This window comes from Candidatus Poribacteria bacterium, from assembly GCA_026702755.1.
Lineage (GTDB): Bacteria > Poribacteria > WGA-4E > WGA-4E > WGA-3G > WGA-3G.
This window is the reverse complement of sequence record JAPPBX010000090.1, coordinates 163,229-181,740: the sequence shown is the minus strand read 5'-3', so window position 1 is coordinate 181,740 and position 18,512 is coordinate 163,229. Positions and strand designations below refer to the sequence as shown.

At 47.7% G+C, this 18,512-nt stretch carries 13 protein-coding genes and 1 pseudogene; 1 reads left to right on the top strand and 13 read right to left on the bottom strand.

Annotated features, from left to right (window positions below; all coding sequences use genetic code 11):
* Positions 1–85: 85 nt before the first annotated feature.
* From OXH39_17885 to OXH39_17855, 7 genes are all read right to left on the bottom strand, one after another.
* Positions 86–1,663, bottom strand: coding sequence for an AAA family ATPase (locus tag OXH39_17885; protein ID MCY3552335.1), 1,578 nt, complete (start codon positions 1,661–1,663; stop codon positions 86–88).
* A gap of 51 nt (positions 1,664–1,714) precedes the next feature.
* On the bottom strand, positions 1,715–2,749 hold the full coding sequence (locus OXH39_17880; protein MCY3552334.1) for a methionine synthase: 1,035 nt from the start codon (positions 2,747–2,749) through the stop codon (positions 1,715–1,717).
* A 37-nt stretch (positions 2,750–2,786) separates the two neighbouring features.
* Entirely contained in the window at positions 2,787–3,005 is a 219-nt protein-coding gene (locus OXH39_17875; protein ID MCY3552333.1) for a hypothetical protein, read from the bottom strand.
* Positions 2,998–3,477 carry a type II toxin-antitoxin system VapC family toxin gene (locus OXH39_17870; GenBank protein ID MCY3552332.1) on the bottom strand — a complete coding sequence of 160 codons (480 nt, stop codon included), beginning with the start codon at positions 3,475–3,477 and terminating at the stop codon, positions 2,998–3,000. The genes OXH39_17875 and OXH39_17870 overlap by 8 nt, the downstream gene beginning before the upstream one ends.
* Positions 3,478–3,489: 12 nt before the next feature.
* Positions 3,490–5,040: a lactate racemase domain-containing protein gene (locus tag OXH39_17865; GenBank protein MCY3552331.1), complete on the bottom strand. Its 1,551-nt coding sequence runs from the start codon at positions 5,038–5,040 to the stop codon at positions 3,490–3,492.
* 561 nt (positions 5,041–5,601) lie between these two features.
* Positions 5,602–5,940, bottom strand: coding sequence for a hypothetical protein (locus tag OXH39_17860; GenBank protein MCY3552330.1), 339 nt, complete (start codon positions 5,938–5,940; stop codon positions 5,602–5,604).
* A gap of 191 nt (positions 5,941–6,131) precedes the next feature.
* Positions 6,132–8,015 (bottom strand): hypothetical protein, encoded by a 1,884-nt coding sequence (locus OXH39_17855; protein MCY3552329.1) that lies wholly within the window; start codon positions 8,013–8,015, stop codon positions 6,132–6,134.
* A gap of 262 nt (positions 8,016–8,277) precedes the next feature.
* Here OXH39_17855 and OXH39_17850 point away from each other — a divergent pair.
* A pseudogene (locus OXH39_17850) lies at positions 8,278–8,478 on the top strand (hypothetical protein).
* Between the two features lie 314 nt (positions 8,479–8,792).
* Here the strand turns inward: OXH39_17850 and OXH39_17845 are convergent.
* The 6 genes from OXH39_17845 to OXH39_17820 form a co-directional block, all read right to left on the bottom strand.
* Positions 8,793–10,034 carry a zinc-binding dehydrogenase gene (locus tag OXH39_17845; GenBank protein MCY3552328.1) on the bottom strand — a complete coding sequence of 414 codons (1,242 nt, stop codon included), beginning with the start codon at positions 10,032–10,034 and terminating at the stop codon, positions 8,793–8,795.
* A gap of 18 nt (positions 10,035–10,052) precedes the next feature.
* On the bottom strand, positions 10,053–11,819 hold the full coding sequence (locus OXH39_17840; GenBank protein MCY3552327.1) for a DUF262 domain-containing protein: 1,767 nt from the start codon (positions 11,817–11,819) through the stop codon (positions 10,053–10,055).
* An 87-nt stretch (positions 11,820–11,906) separates the two neighbouring features.
* On the bottom strand, positions 11,907–13,103 hold the full coding sequence (gene sat, locus OXH39_17835) for a sulfate adenylyltransferase (protein ID MCY3552326.1): 1,197 nt from the start codon (positions 13,101–13,103) through the stop codon (positions 11,907–11,909).
* Positions 13,104–13,422: 319 nt separating this feature from the next.
* A complete protein-coding gene (locus tag OXH39_17830; GenBank protein ID MCY3552325.1) occupies positions 13,423–15,522 on the bottom strand; it encodes a hypothetical protein in 2,100 nt (699 codons plus the stop codon).
* 35 nt (positions 15,523–15,557) lie between these two features.
* A complete protein-coding gene (locus OXH39_17825) occupies positions 15,558–16,220 on the bottom strand; it encodes an endonuclease III (GenBank protein ID MCY3552324.1) in 663 nt (220 codons plus the stop codon).
* Positions 16,221–16,310: 90 nt separating this feature from the next.
* Positions 16,311–18,197 carry a hypothetical protein gene (locus OXH39_17820; GenBank protein ID MCY3552323.1) on the bottom strand — a complete coding sequence of 629 codons (1,887 nt, stop codon included), beginning with the start codon at positions 18,195–18,197 and terminating at the stop codon, positions 16,311–16,313.
* Positions 18,198–18,512 lie beyond the last annotated feature (315 nt).

Genomic DNA, 18,512 nt, shown 5'->3' with positions numbered 1-18,512 from the left:
ATGGTTTTAACCATCAACGCGTCTACAGATAATTTTGATACGGCACGCGTTGATGGTTAAGGTTATTTCTCCCGACGGCTGATTGCTATTCTCCACCTTTTGTGGTATAGGAGTCCCGTATCCACTCTTCAAGTACCTGATCTGGGTTTTCCAGAACCGACTTTGGAAAGGTGAATGTAGATTGCCCCGTGTTCTGTTTGATGAGGTTCAACCCGTGCTGGTAGCTTTCTAACAGCTGATCGCAGACCTGTTGGACTGTTTGTCCGTCTGCAATCGCGCGTTCACAGATGAGTGCCGTTGCTTCGTCATCGAACTGGATGTGCAATTGGTGTTCGGCGTAGAACTGTGCCTCATATCGGCGAATTTGCTCGCACATCACGGAATTACGGTTGTAATCGGTATCTTCGATTATCCGTTTGAGTTCAACATCGGGATCATCGACAACCTCGGCGGTAACGACGAATTCCGTGACCCCGGTAGAGGGAAGCTCAAATTTATAATTGCGCAGTACCTTTTCGCAAACCGTCATCAAGGCGCGCGCCCCGGTCTTTTGTTCAATCGCTTTTTCGGCGATTCGCTGTAAACCGCTGTCCGAAAACAGTGCCGTGATGCCATAAGCGCGGAAGGCGTTCTCATATTGGCGGATGATGGAGCCTTCGGAGTGCTTCAGAATGTAGAATAGGTCATCTACTCTAAGTTCCGTACAGACGACATGCACGGGGAGTCGTCCGATGAACTCAGGTTCAAAACCGAAGTCGATGAAGTCTTTCGGTGTGACATCCTCAAAATACTGTGCCGTCTCATCAGTTTGGCTGGTAATCTCGGCATTGAAGCCGATTTTACTTTGATGCATACGTTTCTTGATAATATCTGCCATACCGGTGAACGCGCCGCTGATAATAAAGAGGATGTGCCGCGTATTGATGACCTCTTTATCGACCTTACCACTTTTCTGGAATTCCATGGCGGCACGCATCTGCGAGGCGACATCGTTTCCTGCGCGCAGGTCAACTTCGGTCTCCTCCATCAATTTGAGAAGCCCGATCTGCACACCGCGACCGCTTACATCACGTCCGATGATATTTGGGGGTGTCGCGATTTTGTCCGCTTCGTCAAGGTAGATGATGCCGTACTGTGCCAATTCGAGGTTGTCTTCGGCTTGCGTTACCAATTCTCGGATTAAGTCGTCTACATTCGCACCGACGTAACCCGTCTCGCTGAATCGGGTCGCATCCGCTTTGACGAACGGCACGCCGATGAGTTTGGCAATGTGTCGGATGAGATACGTCTTGCCGACACCGGTTGGTCCGAGCATAACAATGTTCTGCTTGGAGTAGTCTGCATCCGCAGCGGTTGGGTCTTCGTGGCACTCCCGGACGTGGTTATAGTGGTCACAGACGGCGATCGCGAGTGCCTTCTTTGCATCGTCCTGTTTAATCACGTATCGGTCGAGGTATTGCTTAATCTCTTTCGGTTTGAGATCAAACTTCAGATCGAAGGTCTTTTTCGGCTCCGGTCCTTCGTCCTCTTCTTGTGTTTCGGGTGTGGCTTCACTGGCGGTCGCGTTAATCAAGCGGACGCTACCACCATACTTCTGTTGTACGAATTCTTGGAATTCCTTTTCGATTTCTTCAGGTGTAGGTATTTTCCTGTTTGTGCTCATAACTTTTTAATGTTCCTCGCGGTAGTTTTTATCTTCACGCCTTGTGCCCAATTAGGAGGATGCTCCTGTGAGTTCATGACGAACAATCTCAGTACCGGCTACCATCGTTTTAAGTTTGGCGGCGGCTGCCCATCGCGCTGTCTGGCTGAAACCGCAATCCGGTGTAATCGCAAGTTTTTCGGGACGCACATGCTTGAGTGCTTCGCGCAGCAACGCTGCAACGTCCTCTGGTGTCTCCACGTAGTAATTTTTGACATCGATAAGCCCTGCGGCGAGTTCTTTATCGTTCGGGAATTCGCTCCACAATGCGATTTCTGCCATTTCTCGGTTTGCAAACTCCAGTGCAAGTTGATCGAAAGCTGCGTCTAAAATGTGTGGGAAGAGCGGACGGTATGAACGTTTACCGACGGCTCTGCCGCGGTAGTTACCGAAACAGATATGCAGTCCAATCTTTGCAGAGATACCTTCAACCGTGTGATTGAAAAGTTTGACAAACTCTTCGGGCCGGTCGGGGTAAACGGCGTAAGAGGGTTCGTCTAACTGGATAAATTCCGTACCTGCTGCGACGAGTTGACGGAGTTCTGTATTGATAATCTCGGCACAAGCGTAAGCAACTTCAAGTCGCTCTTTATAGATACCACCTGTCTGAATTCGTCCGGAGAGGGTGAACGGACCGGGGCATGTTACCTTGAGCGGTTTCGTTGTTTCGTTTTTCGCAAATTCAAATTCTGCGAGGATACCGAGTCCATCAGGTGCTGCGAGTGGAACAGAGGGCAGCCATTTGCCTCGCTGATCGTGTCCATCCGGCCCCTGTGTTCTGGGAGCCGGAAGTTGTTCTAATCCGGGGAACCGTTCATAGAAACCGAGCACGAAGTCTTGGCGGCGCATCTCACCCTCTGTAACAATGTCAACGCCAGCGCGCTCCTGATCGGCGATGGCAGTTCGGACTGCGTCGTCAAGGGTTTCGTTGATGTCGGTTTCGCCGAGTTCTCCGCGTCCGATTGCCTCCAGTGTCACACACAGCCAACTCGGCGGGGCGTAACTTCCGATCGTACTTGTAGGTATCAAAATGTCCGTATCTTGCATCAGACTCCTCTGTTTCTTACCTAATAGGTTAGCGAGTTCAATTTGCTGTAGTTTCCTTGTCTGTCTGTTCGTGGTTTTCCGTGTCAGTGATGCGATTTCCGTTGCTGTTGGACTGTTGAGCGGCTTTCTTCGCTTGACGTGAAGCTGCCTCGCTTTGCAAGTAGGCAATATAGCGACCTATATCATGATCGAATTTCTCAGAGATCATGCGGCGAACACGACGGGTGTCTTCAACAATGGGGGAATCTTTAATCATTGGGTTCTCCTATTAACTGGTTTGGTGTAGTAATTACTGGGACGTACAACCCTAACGCTGTGTTCACAATCCGAATATGTTGAAATTTGTTTGGGTTTGCTAAATGTCTGCAATTCCATGTCAATAAGTAATCACATTTGTGGTATGAAGCAAGAGCTAAGTGCAGGGCATCTCCCAAAATATCTTGTGGCATCAGCTTTCGCGTAACGTAAACGTTAATAATGTCATAGACCTCGTCGACAGACTCAACACGTTGTATATCCTCTACTAAAGCAACGGTATCTTGTGAGTAAGGGTAGTTCGGATTGGCTAATTCGTTAATGACTGCTTCGCTAACTACTACATCATACCCACTTTTGATTTGATCCCACCAAAGACGGGACCAATGACGTTGTGAAGCCGAGACAATATCTTTTCTCTCCTCAAAGTATGCACCAATAACTGAGGTTTCAACGTAAACTTTTGAAGACATACTTCCCTTGCCCTAACCTCCAACGTTTGCATAGAAGAACGGCGGCATTGTTAAGGCGACTACATCGTCATCACCGGAGATTTCGCGTGCCATTGCGAGCGCGTCGTCTAAGTTTTTTGCCCAATCAACACCCAACCGCTGTGCGACTCTCGGCTCCTTCGGACCGACGAGAATCACCTTCGCCAGATATTTCAACGGATATGTTGCCCAATACCAGACAGTAAACGGATGAAAGCCGTGATGCGCGAATTTGTTCCGATAGCAGTCGATGAGATACTCGTCTTTCGCGTATTTCTCCTGAAACTTCTGCTGCATCTCAAAGGGTTCCGTCGTTTCGGCGAGGACTTCATCGTAAAACTGCTTGTAGGCGACGTGATACTCTTCGTGGAAAATCTCATACGTCGGGTTCATGATGATAACAACGCCGTCCTTTTTGATGATGGGTTTGTTGTAGAACCAATTGAAGACGTAGCCTAAGATGTCGCTCACCACCAGAACGGGATTGATACGCGCGTCGACAGCATAAGGACTCATATCAGGGAGTCCGAAGACTAAAGTACTGAACTGGCGCGGGATGTCTATTGCCAACTGATCTTTCATTGATTTCAACGTTCTTGCATGAACAGCATCGATGTCGCCTGCGTTAATCTGTATGGGTTCATAGTCCGTCCGCACACTCTTGAGAATTGCGTAACGCAGTGATTCGGGCAGAAGTGATAAAGTCGCCGGTGTAAAGGCTTTTATGACGCGCTCTGCCACGTTACAGTCGCGGTTCGGTTTCCCGACGTAGCGAAGATGAAATGGATAGATCGCACCGTTCATCGCCGCTTCGAGTACCAAGATAGGGGTCTCTTTCTGAATGAGACGACTCATCCGCTCGATACAGGCATGCATGTGTGAACCTTCCGGTTGCATCACGTGTGGACTTTCCGATGTCATGTGTGGTGAGTGGTGAGGTGCGATGGAGTTATACGTCCCAAGACCCACGGCGACAGATTTATGTCCACCGTTGAGTGGGATCTGTATCGTATCTACATAAATTACCAGATCGGCTTCGAGCACGGCTTTATCCGTCTCAACGATTTCGTCCTTTTCTGTGTGCCCTACATAAACAATCTGCTCTGCATCCTCCGCATCGAAGTTTCGGAGTTGGTCTGGATAGAACTCGTCCATAATGTTTTTGCCGAGCATATAAGCGAGTTCGTGTTCCTTCATCTTTCGGTGCAGTGCGACAGCGCATATCAGTTCGATGTTCTTCTTCTCCACACCGGAACCGTAAAGCATCCTCAGGAGTGTCTCAATCATAATCTGCCGCATATCAGGTTTTTTCGTGGCTGGAAAGGGTTGGCAGTTGTCGTCGAACAGGATAAGCACTTTTGAGTTACCATTGACGAGTTCGCTCAGCGGTGGCATCTCAAGTGGATTTTCAAAGGCGTGCTGCGTGTGTTCGCTTAGTGCGTCGCGCTTGATGCCGGGCAGCGGAGGGTTCGCGTAGTAAACCTCTGAATTGTCCGGTAGTTTTGCGTTGATGAGATGATTTCCAAAATAGGTGAAATACTTCATTTAAACGGGATAACTCGCTTCATAAGATGATTTCAATTGATGTCTTTACGGCTTGCAATCGCCAATTTATTTTAGCACAATTTATGGGAATATGCAAATTTTTTATCAGATTTAAGCATTCATACTGTAGTTGGTACGAGCAAGTTTTATGCCAACCTAAACTGCATCAAGACTGATATTTTTGGCAAAAATTGCACCGAATAGGGCAAGGTTCATGCTGAGTTGCACAGAATGGTGCAGTTTCGGGGCTTTCGCTGTTTGACGAGGTTTTTGGGTTATTTATTGTAGGTAAGGCGTGAATTTTGGAGGCAGAAGTCAATCTTGAAGAATGGTTTTAACGGGTATGATGGATGACTGCTAAACAGACGAGGGTTGATAATATCTGGGTTCTCAAACAAGTTCAAACCCTCTGGATTCCAAGTAAGGATAAACATGCCGATTTCGATAGACACACGATACTTGTGTAATTTCATCGTAACTGGAATCAATAGCGAGAATTTTCAAAAATGTTCCCAATTTAATGCTGTGTTTTTTATCTGAAAAGTGTTCTTATTTTGCAGATTAGAGAGTTCCTTGGCGGGCACGTTCAATCAAAAGTCTTATCATTCGCTGCTCTACCTCAATTAACGTACGTCCTATACGCGTTCGCGCCCTGACTTCGTTAATGGCACGCTTTTTACTGAATACGCCCAGCCCCAAGATACCTACGTCAAATTTGGGGCGCTGTCGAATACGTTCCGCAACTAATTCAGATTGTTGCTCAGGGGTCAATTGGATAAACGAAAACTGAGCGGGTTCTTCGTCTACCACTTCTCGTAAAGAGAGCCATTGCCCGTCGGGAGCCATAGCCACCGGACGGCTCCAATGGTCTTCGCGGGTCATTGGTACGTTATTTTCCATGATTATCTCCTTAAAAATGGTTCAGGTCTTTTTAGAGAAGTTGGTGCCTAAATATTAGGGAAGGATCACCCGATAAACTTAGGTCTTGCGACTCAATACCAAGTGTCAGCCACAAGATGGGTTAACTATGTAGGCATTATATAACAAAAACAGGTAAAAGTCAAGAAAAATACGGAGGTATCTGCCCTATATCAACCGGGTAGTAGACGATAGCCGATGCCGGTCATCAGTCCAACGATAATCCAGATACCACCGATGAAACACTCGCCTAACACAACGCCTAAAACGAGCGGACGGAGTTTACGGTACTGGGCAACGCCACCGAACTTCAGAACAGTGTATTTGAGGAGCCAACCGATGAAGAATGAACCCCAAAAACAATAGGTTGCGTAGCTTGTCATTAGGAGAGAGCCGATCGGGTGCAGTTTCCACCAGAGATAGTGGTGGCGCATCCAGAGCATCCCGAACATCGTGCCACCGCCGAAGAGGAACGAACCGATCCGTTCCAGTTCAATACCGGTCGGGTTTTGGAGGATACTTGTGAGGCGATTGAATGGGGTGGTTGTGGAGATCATGTAGGTCCAGTGTTGTAGGTTCACCGCGCCGTGCGTGTACGCGAGGTCTAAAGAGGAATAGTAGGAGACCCCCATTGCCAAGACGATTGCGATGCCCATGGCGAGTAGAAACGGCCGTTGTCTGAGACGTAACGGTTCCGCGAGTTTGAAGTTGTTCATCACGCCCGGCATCAGGATTTCCCGCATATCGAACATCAAGACGCGTTCATAAGCGACTAAAGTCCAACTTGAGGCGTTCACGCGGGAACTGCCGAACAACGTAATCAGGAATTCGCCGGGCAGGAAGGAGTAGATGATAAACAATAGTCCGCCATTCGCGACCATCCACGTTCCGACTGTCGTTATACCGAGGAAGATTCCGAGCATGACGAGTGCCACCCATACACTCATCCCCGCCATACTGCATATCAGGGTCAGCAGTAAGGTCCCGACAATCAATCCACCTACTGCCCAAATGTAAGGGAGAGGTTCGTTGGTATCACCGCTTGCTCGTTTACCAAAAATTGTGGCGAACGCCCTTCCGAAATGGCGTTTGCCGATGAAGAGAATAAATCCGATAAAAACGAGCAGTGCACCCATCTGTTGATTTTGGTGGAAGGTCCACTGATTCACTTTCGAGCCTGTCGCATAGATAAGGACTGTCTCCATCTTTCCAAGCATGAAAAAGAACCAGAAGCTAAACGAAATTTCGAGGGTGAGCAGATAAACGATGGCGATAATCGACGGATAGATAAACAGATGCACGGTGGGCCACCACTGCAAAGCGGACAGCGGTTTTTCGGTGAAGTATCGGGCAATCGCAAAATCGAGAGGTGGGTTCGGGATAGCTGGGAAGTAGAGGTGCAATCCCCTCAAGCCGTGCAGTATCACCGGGATCGCAAAACCGCACCACATCAGCGGCGATTTGAAGAACCTATTCAGCAGCGCACCCCCTGACGGTGATTGAAACATCTCCTGTGGCAGTTGAACGATCGGGAAAGTGAAGCGTTCATGTTCCACCCACTGCTTTCGGAGGAGGACTGTCCAGCAGATGGTGACGAAATAGAAGATCAGAACAAACGCGCTCCAGCCGATAATCGGTTTCAACCATGCCCGCCACGGGATCGAATCACCGTCTGGTAGTTTTTCATAGAAATAGAAAACGGCTTTCGGGTCTTTCACGACCATCCAATCTGGAAGGTGCTGATGAAAAAGGGTAACCCATTCGTTTTCTGGGGTCGCGAAATAGTGTGGGCTGACAGCGAGTGGAACGAGGTATCGCATCAATCCTGAAGAGGGGATGCCAGATGCGACCAACATCATCCCCCAGATAATCAGGAGTTCGCCGCCTTGCAACTCGGTACCGGGTTTCAGTTTTTTCAGGAGCACATTGACACTGAGGACGAAAACCAGCATGACGAAGACAATGGCGATGGGCAGATGGTTTCCCGCAAGGTAGGTGCCGCCGACGTGGAAATCGTTGTAGGGGGTGACGAGGCATTGGCATATCACTGCTGCCATACCGATGAGGACACTCCGCGCCGTAAGTCCAGTATGAGTAAGATGGGCGGTTTGAACGGGATTCTGAGAGTGAGACGCGGCAGGAGGTGTCATAACAGGCGTGTGTCAGTCAATTGCTTAGGGGTACTTATGCCAAAGTAGAAAATTAACAATAAAAATTTTGTTCCCTACATATTGATATTTTTTCGCATATAGCGTATAGTAAAATGAATCTACCCAAAATATAATTCAGGACTTCAAACAAACAACGATTTGATATATTATGAACAAGGATAAAACAATAATACATGATGAACTTCGTCCAGAGTATGATCTGAAAAACTTGCGAGTGCGGAAGTTTGGTCCTGGGCGTAAGCAGTTCGGTAACTTTGTCAAGTTAGAACCTGATGTCGCCGCAGTGTTTCCAGACGATGTTACTGTTAACAAAGCCCTGCGATGTCTGATCCAAGACTCCGAGGAAAACACAAATACGCATTCTTGCCGCTTACCAACGAAGATTTTAGACCCAGGGTCTAAACAGCATGATACTTCTATTGTCAAATTAGAACCCGACATTGTTGCGGTGTTTCCAGACGCTGCATCTGTTAACAAAGCCTTACGATATCTGATCCGAGACTCCAAAGAAAACAGTGAAGGATTTTTCCCTATCCAGCAGCCGAAAACTAAATAGCCTTATCAACCTACCTCTCAACACTGCCAAAAACGTTACACACCTCCTCAGAGATTATAGCACCTTCTTGATTGAAGGCTCTCTCTTATCAGATTACCCTAATATTTTCAGAACCGTAAATCAAATGCGGTTTTCACCGTGACGGTCTTGCCGGTGTTCAGGGCGGTCTGGATGGCACGTTTATAATCTCTGAGCGGAAAAAGTGTGCTTACCAGCGGACGCAAATGGGTTTCCATCTTTTGAAGGAGGCGCATACCGAGTGTGAAGGTATGAATTTCTTCCTCGTTATGCGTTTCGAGCCCGTACGTATAGGCACCTGTTACGCGCAATTGCTTATACCAAATTGAGGTCCAGTCAACGTTTTTGGGGATTCCCGGCATACCGACTAAGATAACTTCGCCACCCGCACGGGTGAAACGGAGCGCGTCATCTATCGTGACGCTGGACCCGATGCAGTCAAAAGTAACGTCCACACCACCGGTTAATACCTGTTGTCCCAACTCCGGTTGGTACGATTCCGCACCCGTTAGCTCAGAGAACGCCGCGTATCGATCGCTGTTCGGTGATAGCACGTCATCTGCACCGAGTTCACGCGCCAATTGCTGTTGATGCGGGTATTTGGCGAAGATGATAATTCGATTTCGGTGACCGAGTGTCCGAAGTGCCGCGACGGTGAGCAACCCGATGGTACCGCCACCAATTACACAGATCGAAGCGTCGGGATCACAAATCCCTCCTACCGAACTTTTTGTTTTCAGGACCCCGTGTAGCGCGCAGGCGAAGGGTTCGAGGAGGACAGCGGCTTCGTCCGAAATATCGTCAGGGACGAGATGGAGTTGTGATTGATGTGCGAGAACGGACTGACTCCACCCGCCACCCGTATCGCGACAGTAGCCTGTCTGAACGCCTTCGGAGATGTCTCCTTTTGTGATATTTTCGCAGTTAGCGAAGCGCAAGTTTTGGCATTGATAACACGGCGGCGAAATGCCTCTCACCTTGCATGAAAGCGCGGGTTCAATCACCACGCGTGCACCAACGGAAAAGCCGTCCACAGCATCCCCGATCTCCGTAATATCGCCGACGATTTCATGTCCTAACACAAAAGGCGTTGATGTGAACGGCGAGAAATAGGGGCTCCCTTTCGCAGTAATTGTCGCCAAATCGGAGCCACAGATACCGCTGAGTCTGGGCTTGACTTTGATCCATTCAGGTGTCGGCAGTTGTGGCTCTGGTATATCAACGAGATGCACACAAGAGACGGGCGACGTATAAAGACTTCGCCACCGTTTCCCAAGGTAGCGCATTGCCAGATAACGTGGGATGCTTTTGGTGTATTGGATGGCTTCCACTGTGCTATCTTGCCTCTGTTATACCGAAGTATCCGGCAGATCATCGCCTTCGCGGATTGCCTTTTTACCCATTGCTTTCTCAATTACCTCAAGTAGGGCTTCTTTGCGTGTTTGAAAAAAATCTTTGAAATTATCAGCACGAAGCGTCCTTGGACAGATAAGATGAGAATTGAGTATTTCGTCCATCTTGGAGGTTTCTATCGCTGCCCCTTTTTGTATTCTTCGCAAATACTCTGAAGGAGCGCGTCCACCTATCATACGATTTGTACGTGCCGAGAGTGCTGTTTTATTAATAATACTATTATAGTCATTAGATTCGACACCTTGTTTATCGCACCATTTTTTGGGAAATATGTGGTGGATGTCAATCTTGTCATCAAAGAAGATCTTTTCATCAATAGGGACTCCCGTACGAAAATCGCTGCATTTTGTTGTGTCTCTGTCGTGCATAATCAACGCGTGGATTCCCTTATACGCGGCACCATTACGGGTTCGGAGTTCGGATAATCTGTCTTCTCTGAAGTTTGCTTCGCGAATCGTCCGTGGTTCTTTTCCTGTTTCTTTCACCCACTCTGTCACTTCAGAAAGATCACTGGCAAATCGAGTGTCAGTAGCAGCACCGTACATCTCACCTAACACACCGCACCAATACCAACGAGCTATTTTGCGATGAGTTCCTTCTGTTTCTCCTATATTACCTAGGTCAGTTAGAATAGCGGCGAGAGGGACAAGTTGAGCTGAATATGGAACATCTTTTGCATCGAAAATTTTTTGTCTATGCAAAAAGCGGGCTGCCTTCATAAATCCATTCTCGACTTGATCTGCCCAATCTTCATAACTCCTTCGATCCAATTCTAGAATGTCCTTGCGTTTACAACTAATTGCGGGGTTCTGATTTTTTGTCACAATTAATGTAAGTGCTTGTAGGAAATTGACATCCTCAAGTTTTCCTAGGACTTTATATTCTCTTAGACGTTTTTGTCTAAGTTTCCAATCATCGCGTAACCGGAAGCTTTCTGCCGCGAGGGACGCTGTGAGAAGTTCAAAAACGTTGAGCTGAACTCCTTGCTGATTTACCTTTTCAAAGATCAAACAAACAGCTTCTTTTGGAGTGTCTTTATCAAGGGTAATGGTTGGTACTTGATATTGTTCAAAAGACTTGATAACTTCGTTGTTGAATTTTTGGTACAATGCCCATTTGTCTTGTGCCAACTCCCAATACTCAAGATAACCCTGCATCCACGGATCTGTATCGAAAATTCGACTTACAGGAAAAAGGTTTTGTTGATATTCTTTATTTGAATCCGATAGATCAAGAATAACCTCTCCACGGAACCCTTTCACTATGCGGTTTTTCGGGACAGAAATGACTGCTCCTTCCCAATCGATTATGTCAGCGACACACTGTTTCATGTCTAAATAATACCACCGTTGAACCTTTTTCTTTTTGGGATCCAATGTATTGACTGCGTGCCCAGATATTAGAGATTGAAATAAGGCTGTCAGTCGTTGTTGTCCGTCCAAAATTAAGATGTCAGGGGTTACTCCATCAATCTCAGGTTTAGTTCCCGCAATGCGGCGTTTCTCAAAACGAACTGAACCTCCATTCTTGAGCATCATTATCGCACCGACAGGGAATGATTGTGATATACTAGCGATAAGGCTTAGGATGTGTTCATCATCCCATCTCCAGTTGCGCTGGAAATCGGGTAGTTGTATTTGTCCAGTCTCAATGTCTTCAAGTATATTCTGGAGAGAGCGTTTGTCACTATTGAAAGTACTCATGTTTTCTATCCTGTTAGTAAGTATGAACCGACTTAGTATCGTTATGCTGTAGGCGGGACAAGGAAATCCCACCTACAAACAAATTACCTACGCGTTCGCTTCAGACTGATAGTACTCCATCAAAATCTCAGCAACTTCAGGGCGTGAAATTTCTGGTGGGAGTGGTTCGCCAGCGGCGAGCATCTCACGCATTTTTGTCCCAGAGATCTCGAAATAATCGTCTGCATCGTGCGGGTAGTCGCGCATCATGATGATTTCATTGCGCTTTTTGCTCCATACGGTGAAATCACCACGGAAGATACCGATTTCGAGTGCGTCTTCAGGAATTGTGTCGAAAATCTCCTGTGCATCGAATGCGCCGTAGTAGTCGCCTGCGCCTGCGTGGTCGCGTCCGACGATGAAGTGCGACGCACCGCAATTCTGGCGGAAGACGGCATGGAGGAGTGCCTCTCTCGGTCCAGCATAGAGCATATCGAACCCGTAACCGGTGATAGAGACAGTGTTTTCGGGGAAATAGTGTTCCACCATCGTACGGATGCAAGCATCACGAACACCAGCGGGAATGTCCCCAGGCTTTAGCTTACCGAGAAGCATGTGAATTAGAATACCATCGGCATTGACTGCCTCTTGTGCGATTTTGCAGAGTCCCTCATGGGCACGGTGCATCGGATTCCGCGTCTGGAAAGCGACGACGGTGTTCCATCCGCGCGCAGCGATATCTTCACGAATCTCGACGGCTGTGCGGAAGGTGTCCGGGAAGTCTTCGCGGAAGTAGGAATAGTTCAGCACTTCGATAGGACCGGAGAGGACGTTATCTCCGACCTCTGCAAAAGCAGGGACACCGGGATGTTCCGGGTCGGTCGTTCCGAAGGTCTTTTCGATGAGGAGTTGCTTCTGTTCTGTTGAAAGTGTCTCGATTGCCGAAACCTTCATAACAGCGAGTGGTGGATTCCCGTGAACGTTCGGATCGCGTAGGGCAATTCTATCGGTATTCTTTACTGCATCCGTGAGTTGTTCCGACGGAACGATGTTCATCACAGGGACGGGCCAAAAGAGTCCGTTTGGCAGTTTCATATCTACAGCGACGCTTATCGCTTCAGCGATGTTCATGTAGCCCGTAAGTGGTGTAAAGTACCCTGACGCGAGCATGACGGCTGATGCAGCGGCACCTGAAGATAGCAGTACCGACGGGAGTTGCTCCGCCTCTTTGGTTAGTTCAGCGCGTTCTGCATCATCCGAAACGTAAAGCGGGGTTAAGGTTTCGGCTCCATGTGGTTTAATCATTTTTTTCTAACATCTCCTTGCTCATTTTTCTTTGTTATCGAAAAATGGTTTTTTTAACGATAGTCCTTGTCAAAAAATGGAAAGTCTATTGATTGTAAGACTTTTGTTAAGAATAGCGTTAATTATCTTCAAAAAACTCACCCTTAATCAGGAATCGGTTTTGAATAGAGAATCCCAACCCATTACTGGGAAGGGGAAGCAAAACCGAGTAACCTTAATAGTTGTAGAACTTACGCAATTTTTTTATAAATCCCAACATATTACGTGCAGCTGGCGAGGTTACAAACCTCGCCAGCGAAGGGCTGCGTAAGTTCTGAGTTTAAGGGATTTGTTCGACCGTGCAGCCGTTCCAAATCCAAAAGTGATCTTTCTTGTTCCATTCAGCGTCAGTCTTTACCCGATCTTTGGGGGTGAAAATGACTTGGGTGAGGTAACCATCGGTAACTTCGACGGTATAGGTGTGCTGATGCACTTCAACTTCTTTTGTTACAGTGAGTCCTTTGAGCACTGGTGTTCCGTTTGCTAATAGGTTGACTGTATGCTTAGCATTGCCTGCTGCTGAGAAGGTGTTGGTTACACGATAGTTTCCGTTAGGCAAATCAAGTTTGAAAGCAGCGTCCTCCTTACTCCAAACAGCATCCTGCGCGAGTTCTGTCTTACTTCTGTTCCCGCGGTATGCTTCATGGGGCGCGAGCGTATCCCATCCGAATTTACCGCTTTCGTATACTGTGTTGGGTCCAATGGCGTGATGGTTCGACGCGATTTCAGCGTTGTCAGGTTGCATGTCAAACCGGATGACAAGATTTCCTTCTTCGGTCTTATCCCAGAGTTCGAGCATCGGTCCTGGGGCGCGCTTTTTTCTATAGATTTGAAGGTGTTCTGTTTCGTGGATAATTTCGTAATTGGCGGTTTCCCTGCGGAATGCCTCTGTATCCGGCGGGTACCACGCGACGAAATAGTCTATAGTAGCGTTCGCGTTTTTGCGGTTTACAGGGAAGTAGTAATAAGCTGCCTCATAATTTTCGAGGTGTCCCACGTCATCGGCGTAGACACCGTAAAAGGCTGTAGAGTGTACAAAGGGTGTCACGTATTTGATTTGATTCTTGAGCTCCCATTTCTTTGAACCCGAATTGTAATGTTCAAACTGAGCGACCGATTTGTGCCAACCTGTACTGCGGTGTCTAAAATTTGTATGCGATTCTATCAAGTGTGTGCCCGATAGAAGTTCGGCAATTTCTGGAGAAATGCGTCCGTGGTCATAAGCAGTCCTGCCGCAGTGAACTAAACTGAAAAGGATGAGGCAAGTTGTGATAACGTAGCGCGGGAGTTTACCCATATTCGGAATTAGCCATGCTGTCACCATCAACAGAATATAAAGATGGATCCTGTCATTGATCCAACCACCAGGTCCATAACTCCACGGTGCCCTGATGAACATATAGGTAAACAGAAATGCGATGAGTAAGAAAACATCCGTCTGTTTCACCCATGCCTTTCGGTAAATTCGATAGCCGATGGAAATAACAATTGCTATTGCTAACACCGCGAGGAGAAAACGGTTGACAGGAACATGCCAGTCGGTGAAATAGACGATTGATTTAACGCCCAAAAAGTAATCCCAAATCCACTCCATGCCGCGATGGTTTCCTTGTGGATGTCGTTTTATACTCTGTAGGTAGTACTCTATCAGGATAAAATACATCGGTACCATGTAGAGAAGAAAGCGAAAAAGAGGCTTGAGGCTAACGACGAACTTTTGACACACCGCAATGAACCCTTCACCGCGTGCTCGCCACGCTTCGGCTATCGCCGGTGCCCCTGACAAGCATCCGCCTGCTATGGAGATACCCAACATGACGAGACCGTAAGAGGCAATGTGCGACAGATAAGTCAGCAGTAATAACACATAAAGCCCAATGAGATGCTTTACTTGGATGTTATCCTTATGCTTCCACCAGAATCCGAAACTAAAGAAGAAAAACGAAATGCTCAATTGGAAGTTGTAGAAACCCATGTAAAGCAGATAATTGAGGGCAAACGGAAAACCGAGCCAAGCGTACACAAATTTCTCATTTTGACCTTTGTGGACAGCACTGAGGAAATAGAGGAAAGCGAACGGGACCATGCCTATCGCGATTGTGAGAAAGACCTTCTCCGCGATAACGGGTGGAAATATGTAGAGGAGTGCTGCGAGTAAAATATGGGATAACCAGTTCGGGAAAACGGTAATATTCAACTCCCACGCATCCCGCATTTTGTAATTCTCGTGTTTCCCATATTCCTTCAGCACTAAACCGTTATAGACGTGGCTAACACCGTCTTGCGAAGGGAAATAGGCAAAGATCCAGACGGGGAGGATGTGTAATACCAACAACACCACAAACAGATGTTTCCATGACAAGTTTCTCCAATTAAACATATTTTCCCTCCCATACAGGGAAGTACTCCCTAAGTCTACAAGTTATCTTTAAAGTAAAGGCAGTGCTGCGTCAATGGACACCGTTCGCATAACGGCTTTCGGGCATCACAAATTTGTCTACCGAAATAAATCAGGTTTATATGGAATGGATACGCCTTTCCCTCCGGCACAATCGGTGGTAACAGTTGATGTGCCTTTTCCGCGCTGCAATTCGGTGGAATCAGTCCGAGACGTTTGGAGATGCGCAGGATGTGTGTATCAACTGGGAAGACCTCCCGGCCGCACGCGAAGGAGAGTGTAACGGAAGCCGTTTTGATACCGATGCCTTTGTGTTGACACAGGAATTCTAATGCTTCCTCCGTTTCCATATTGTGCATGAATTCCAATGAGAGTTCGCCGTGTTCGGCTTGGAGCCATGTGAGGAAATTTTTGATAGTGTTGCTTTTCTGTTCTCCCAGTCCGACGACCCTTATCGCTGCCTCTACCGCCTTAACATCGGCGTGTAGCACATCCTCCCATGTCGGGAAGCGTTCTTTGAGCCGAGTATAGCCTTTGTCGCGGCTGACATCTGTCGTATTCTGCGACAGGATTGTTAGGATGAGACTTTCCAGCACATCTTCTGCCCCGTCGCGAGTCGGCACACCGAATAACACCTCAAGTGCGTCTGATATAATTTCTGCTTTCTGCTGTAGTTCCAATTGTTTTCTTCCAAGGTGTCGCGTTTTTAATATTATACCATAAACAGAAAAAATAGCAACGCCTTTTTATACCTCGTGTCCGTTGTTGGTTTAAAAGAGGAAGCGATACATCGGTTGGTCGAGTGCTACGGCGAGGAGGCTCCAGAACGAACCAATCACGAACTCACCGAGCACAATGCCGAGGAAAAATGGAACGGCTTTTCGATGTAAATGGAGTCCGCCGTACTTCAACACGAGCCACTTGAGCAACCATCCGACAAAAATTGAACCTACCATTGGATTAATCGCCCAACTCCCAGAGATCGCGTAACCGACGGGGTGTAGATTCCACCAGATGAATCGCATCCGCATTGCGGCGAGCAATAACGTCAGGACGAATCCGAACGATGCGAAACCGATTGCTGGCACATCCGGAGGTGCGGCGTAGGTGAGCCATGTCTCCAACCTATTAAAGGATTCGCGTCCGAATCCGGCGAAACCGCCTTCTGCATAATACATGGACAAATATGCCCAAAACGAACCGAGCGCGCCCAGCGCGGAAGCCAACATCATGAGGACGGCAAACTTGCGCAGTGGGATGTTGGCACCTTCAGCCAGTTTAAAGCCTTCAAGTTGGTGTGGCATTGCATGTGAACGGTGTGCGCGATTTAGGCAGTAAAGATAGGCGAACCCCGTTAAGTTCACTGAACCCAATCGGCGGATACCTAACAACCTTGGCAACATTTCATCGGGTCCGATGAAATGCAAATCGTGCACCGGCGAACCGAGCTCCGCACGCAGACGTGTAATCGCCATTGCAATCGCGAACCAGATCGCGAAGTAGACGATGATGATCCAAAAACTCATCCCCATCTTCAGGCAAAATCCGACGATGAACACCGCTCCGCTAAGGAAACCGAGAACAATCAGGCGATATGAAATCGGTTCACCTGATTTTGGGGAGATGAGTTGGTGGACGATTCCTTTCAGATAGCGTCTGCTCATCCAGATAGCGACGACGCAAAGTCCTAAGTATGCACCGTGTGATTGTTCTGCTTCGTAGGGGAAGCGCGGCAGTCCACGCCACCCTGCAATAACCCCTAACAGGCGTTCTGCTCGCCATATCAACCAGAATGCCCAGCATGAGAAGGAGAGGTCTAAAGGTATAAAGAACGAAAGCCCAACACCGAAGGGGAAAACACCGAGTGGACTCCAACCGATACCGCTCCATGGACGCTCTGTGAAAATCCTACGCAAATCGTACAATTTTCCACCGAGGCTTGGAACGGCAGGAAACAGGAAGTTTAACCCGTTGATAATGTCAATTGTGACACCGATTGAAAGCCCAAGCCACATCCACGGCGAGCGGAAGAAGTTACGGCTGCGGGTCGTCATCTCGAACGGCAGTTGAATGATGGGGTAACTGAGTCGTTCCGATTCAACCCACTGCTTCCGAAAGATTAGACTGAGGCAGAGCATCACGAGGTGGACAGCGACTAAGAAAAGCGTCCACCAAAAGATTGCCGGTAGCCACGCGGTTAAGTAACGCGATTCGTAGATACTCGCAAATCCGTTGTAATACCCTTCAAGCACGCGCTTATCGCTAACTGCTAACCATTGTGGAACGTGCAGATGGAACAGGTTTGCCCAGTCGTTTTCTGGGGTTGCAAACCAGTGTGCATGCCCGATAATCGGCATGAGCACGAGGAATCGATCCACACCTGCAAGCCCGGCACCTACTGAGATGCAGGTGTAGATGACGAGCAATTCAGCGCGGTTGAGCGCAAATGCGTGATGCAACCGACGCAAGAGAAGCCCGATACCTAATAAGATTAAAATGGTGATAACGGCATTGTAGAAAAGCGAAACCTGCGTTGGACTCCCACCGCCACGCATGATAGAGGCAGACACCCACCAACAGTTGGCAGGCACTAACACACAGATAAGGAAAATAGTGAATGGCCGAATTTTGAGATCTTTGGTCGGAACGTTGTTCACCCTCTTTCAAGAAATAGCGTTACTATTTTACACCTTTTTTCGGTTTCAGACAACCTGTTTTTTTGTTTGCTACTGGGTAAACTATGGGTATACTCTGTGAACCTGCTGAACACTGTCATCGATTAAGTTGTTTACTGACAACAAATGTGGTATAATCGAATAAAAGTAAAGGTGAAGCTGCAGCAGAAATTGCTAACACGGATTTTTGGTGCTATTTAGTAAAACTTACCACTCACGGAAATCTCCGTATCATGACAAAGGTCTCAAAAGCCGATGCCTCTGAACAAATCTAAAAAAATCATTTTTATTTCTCTA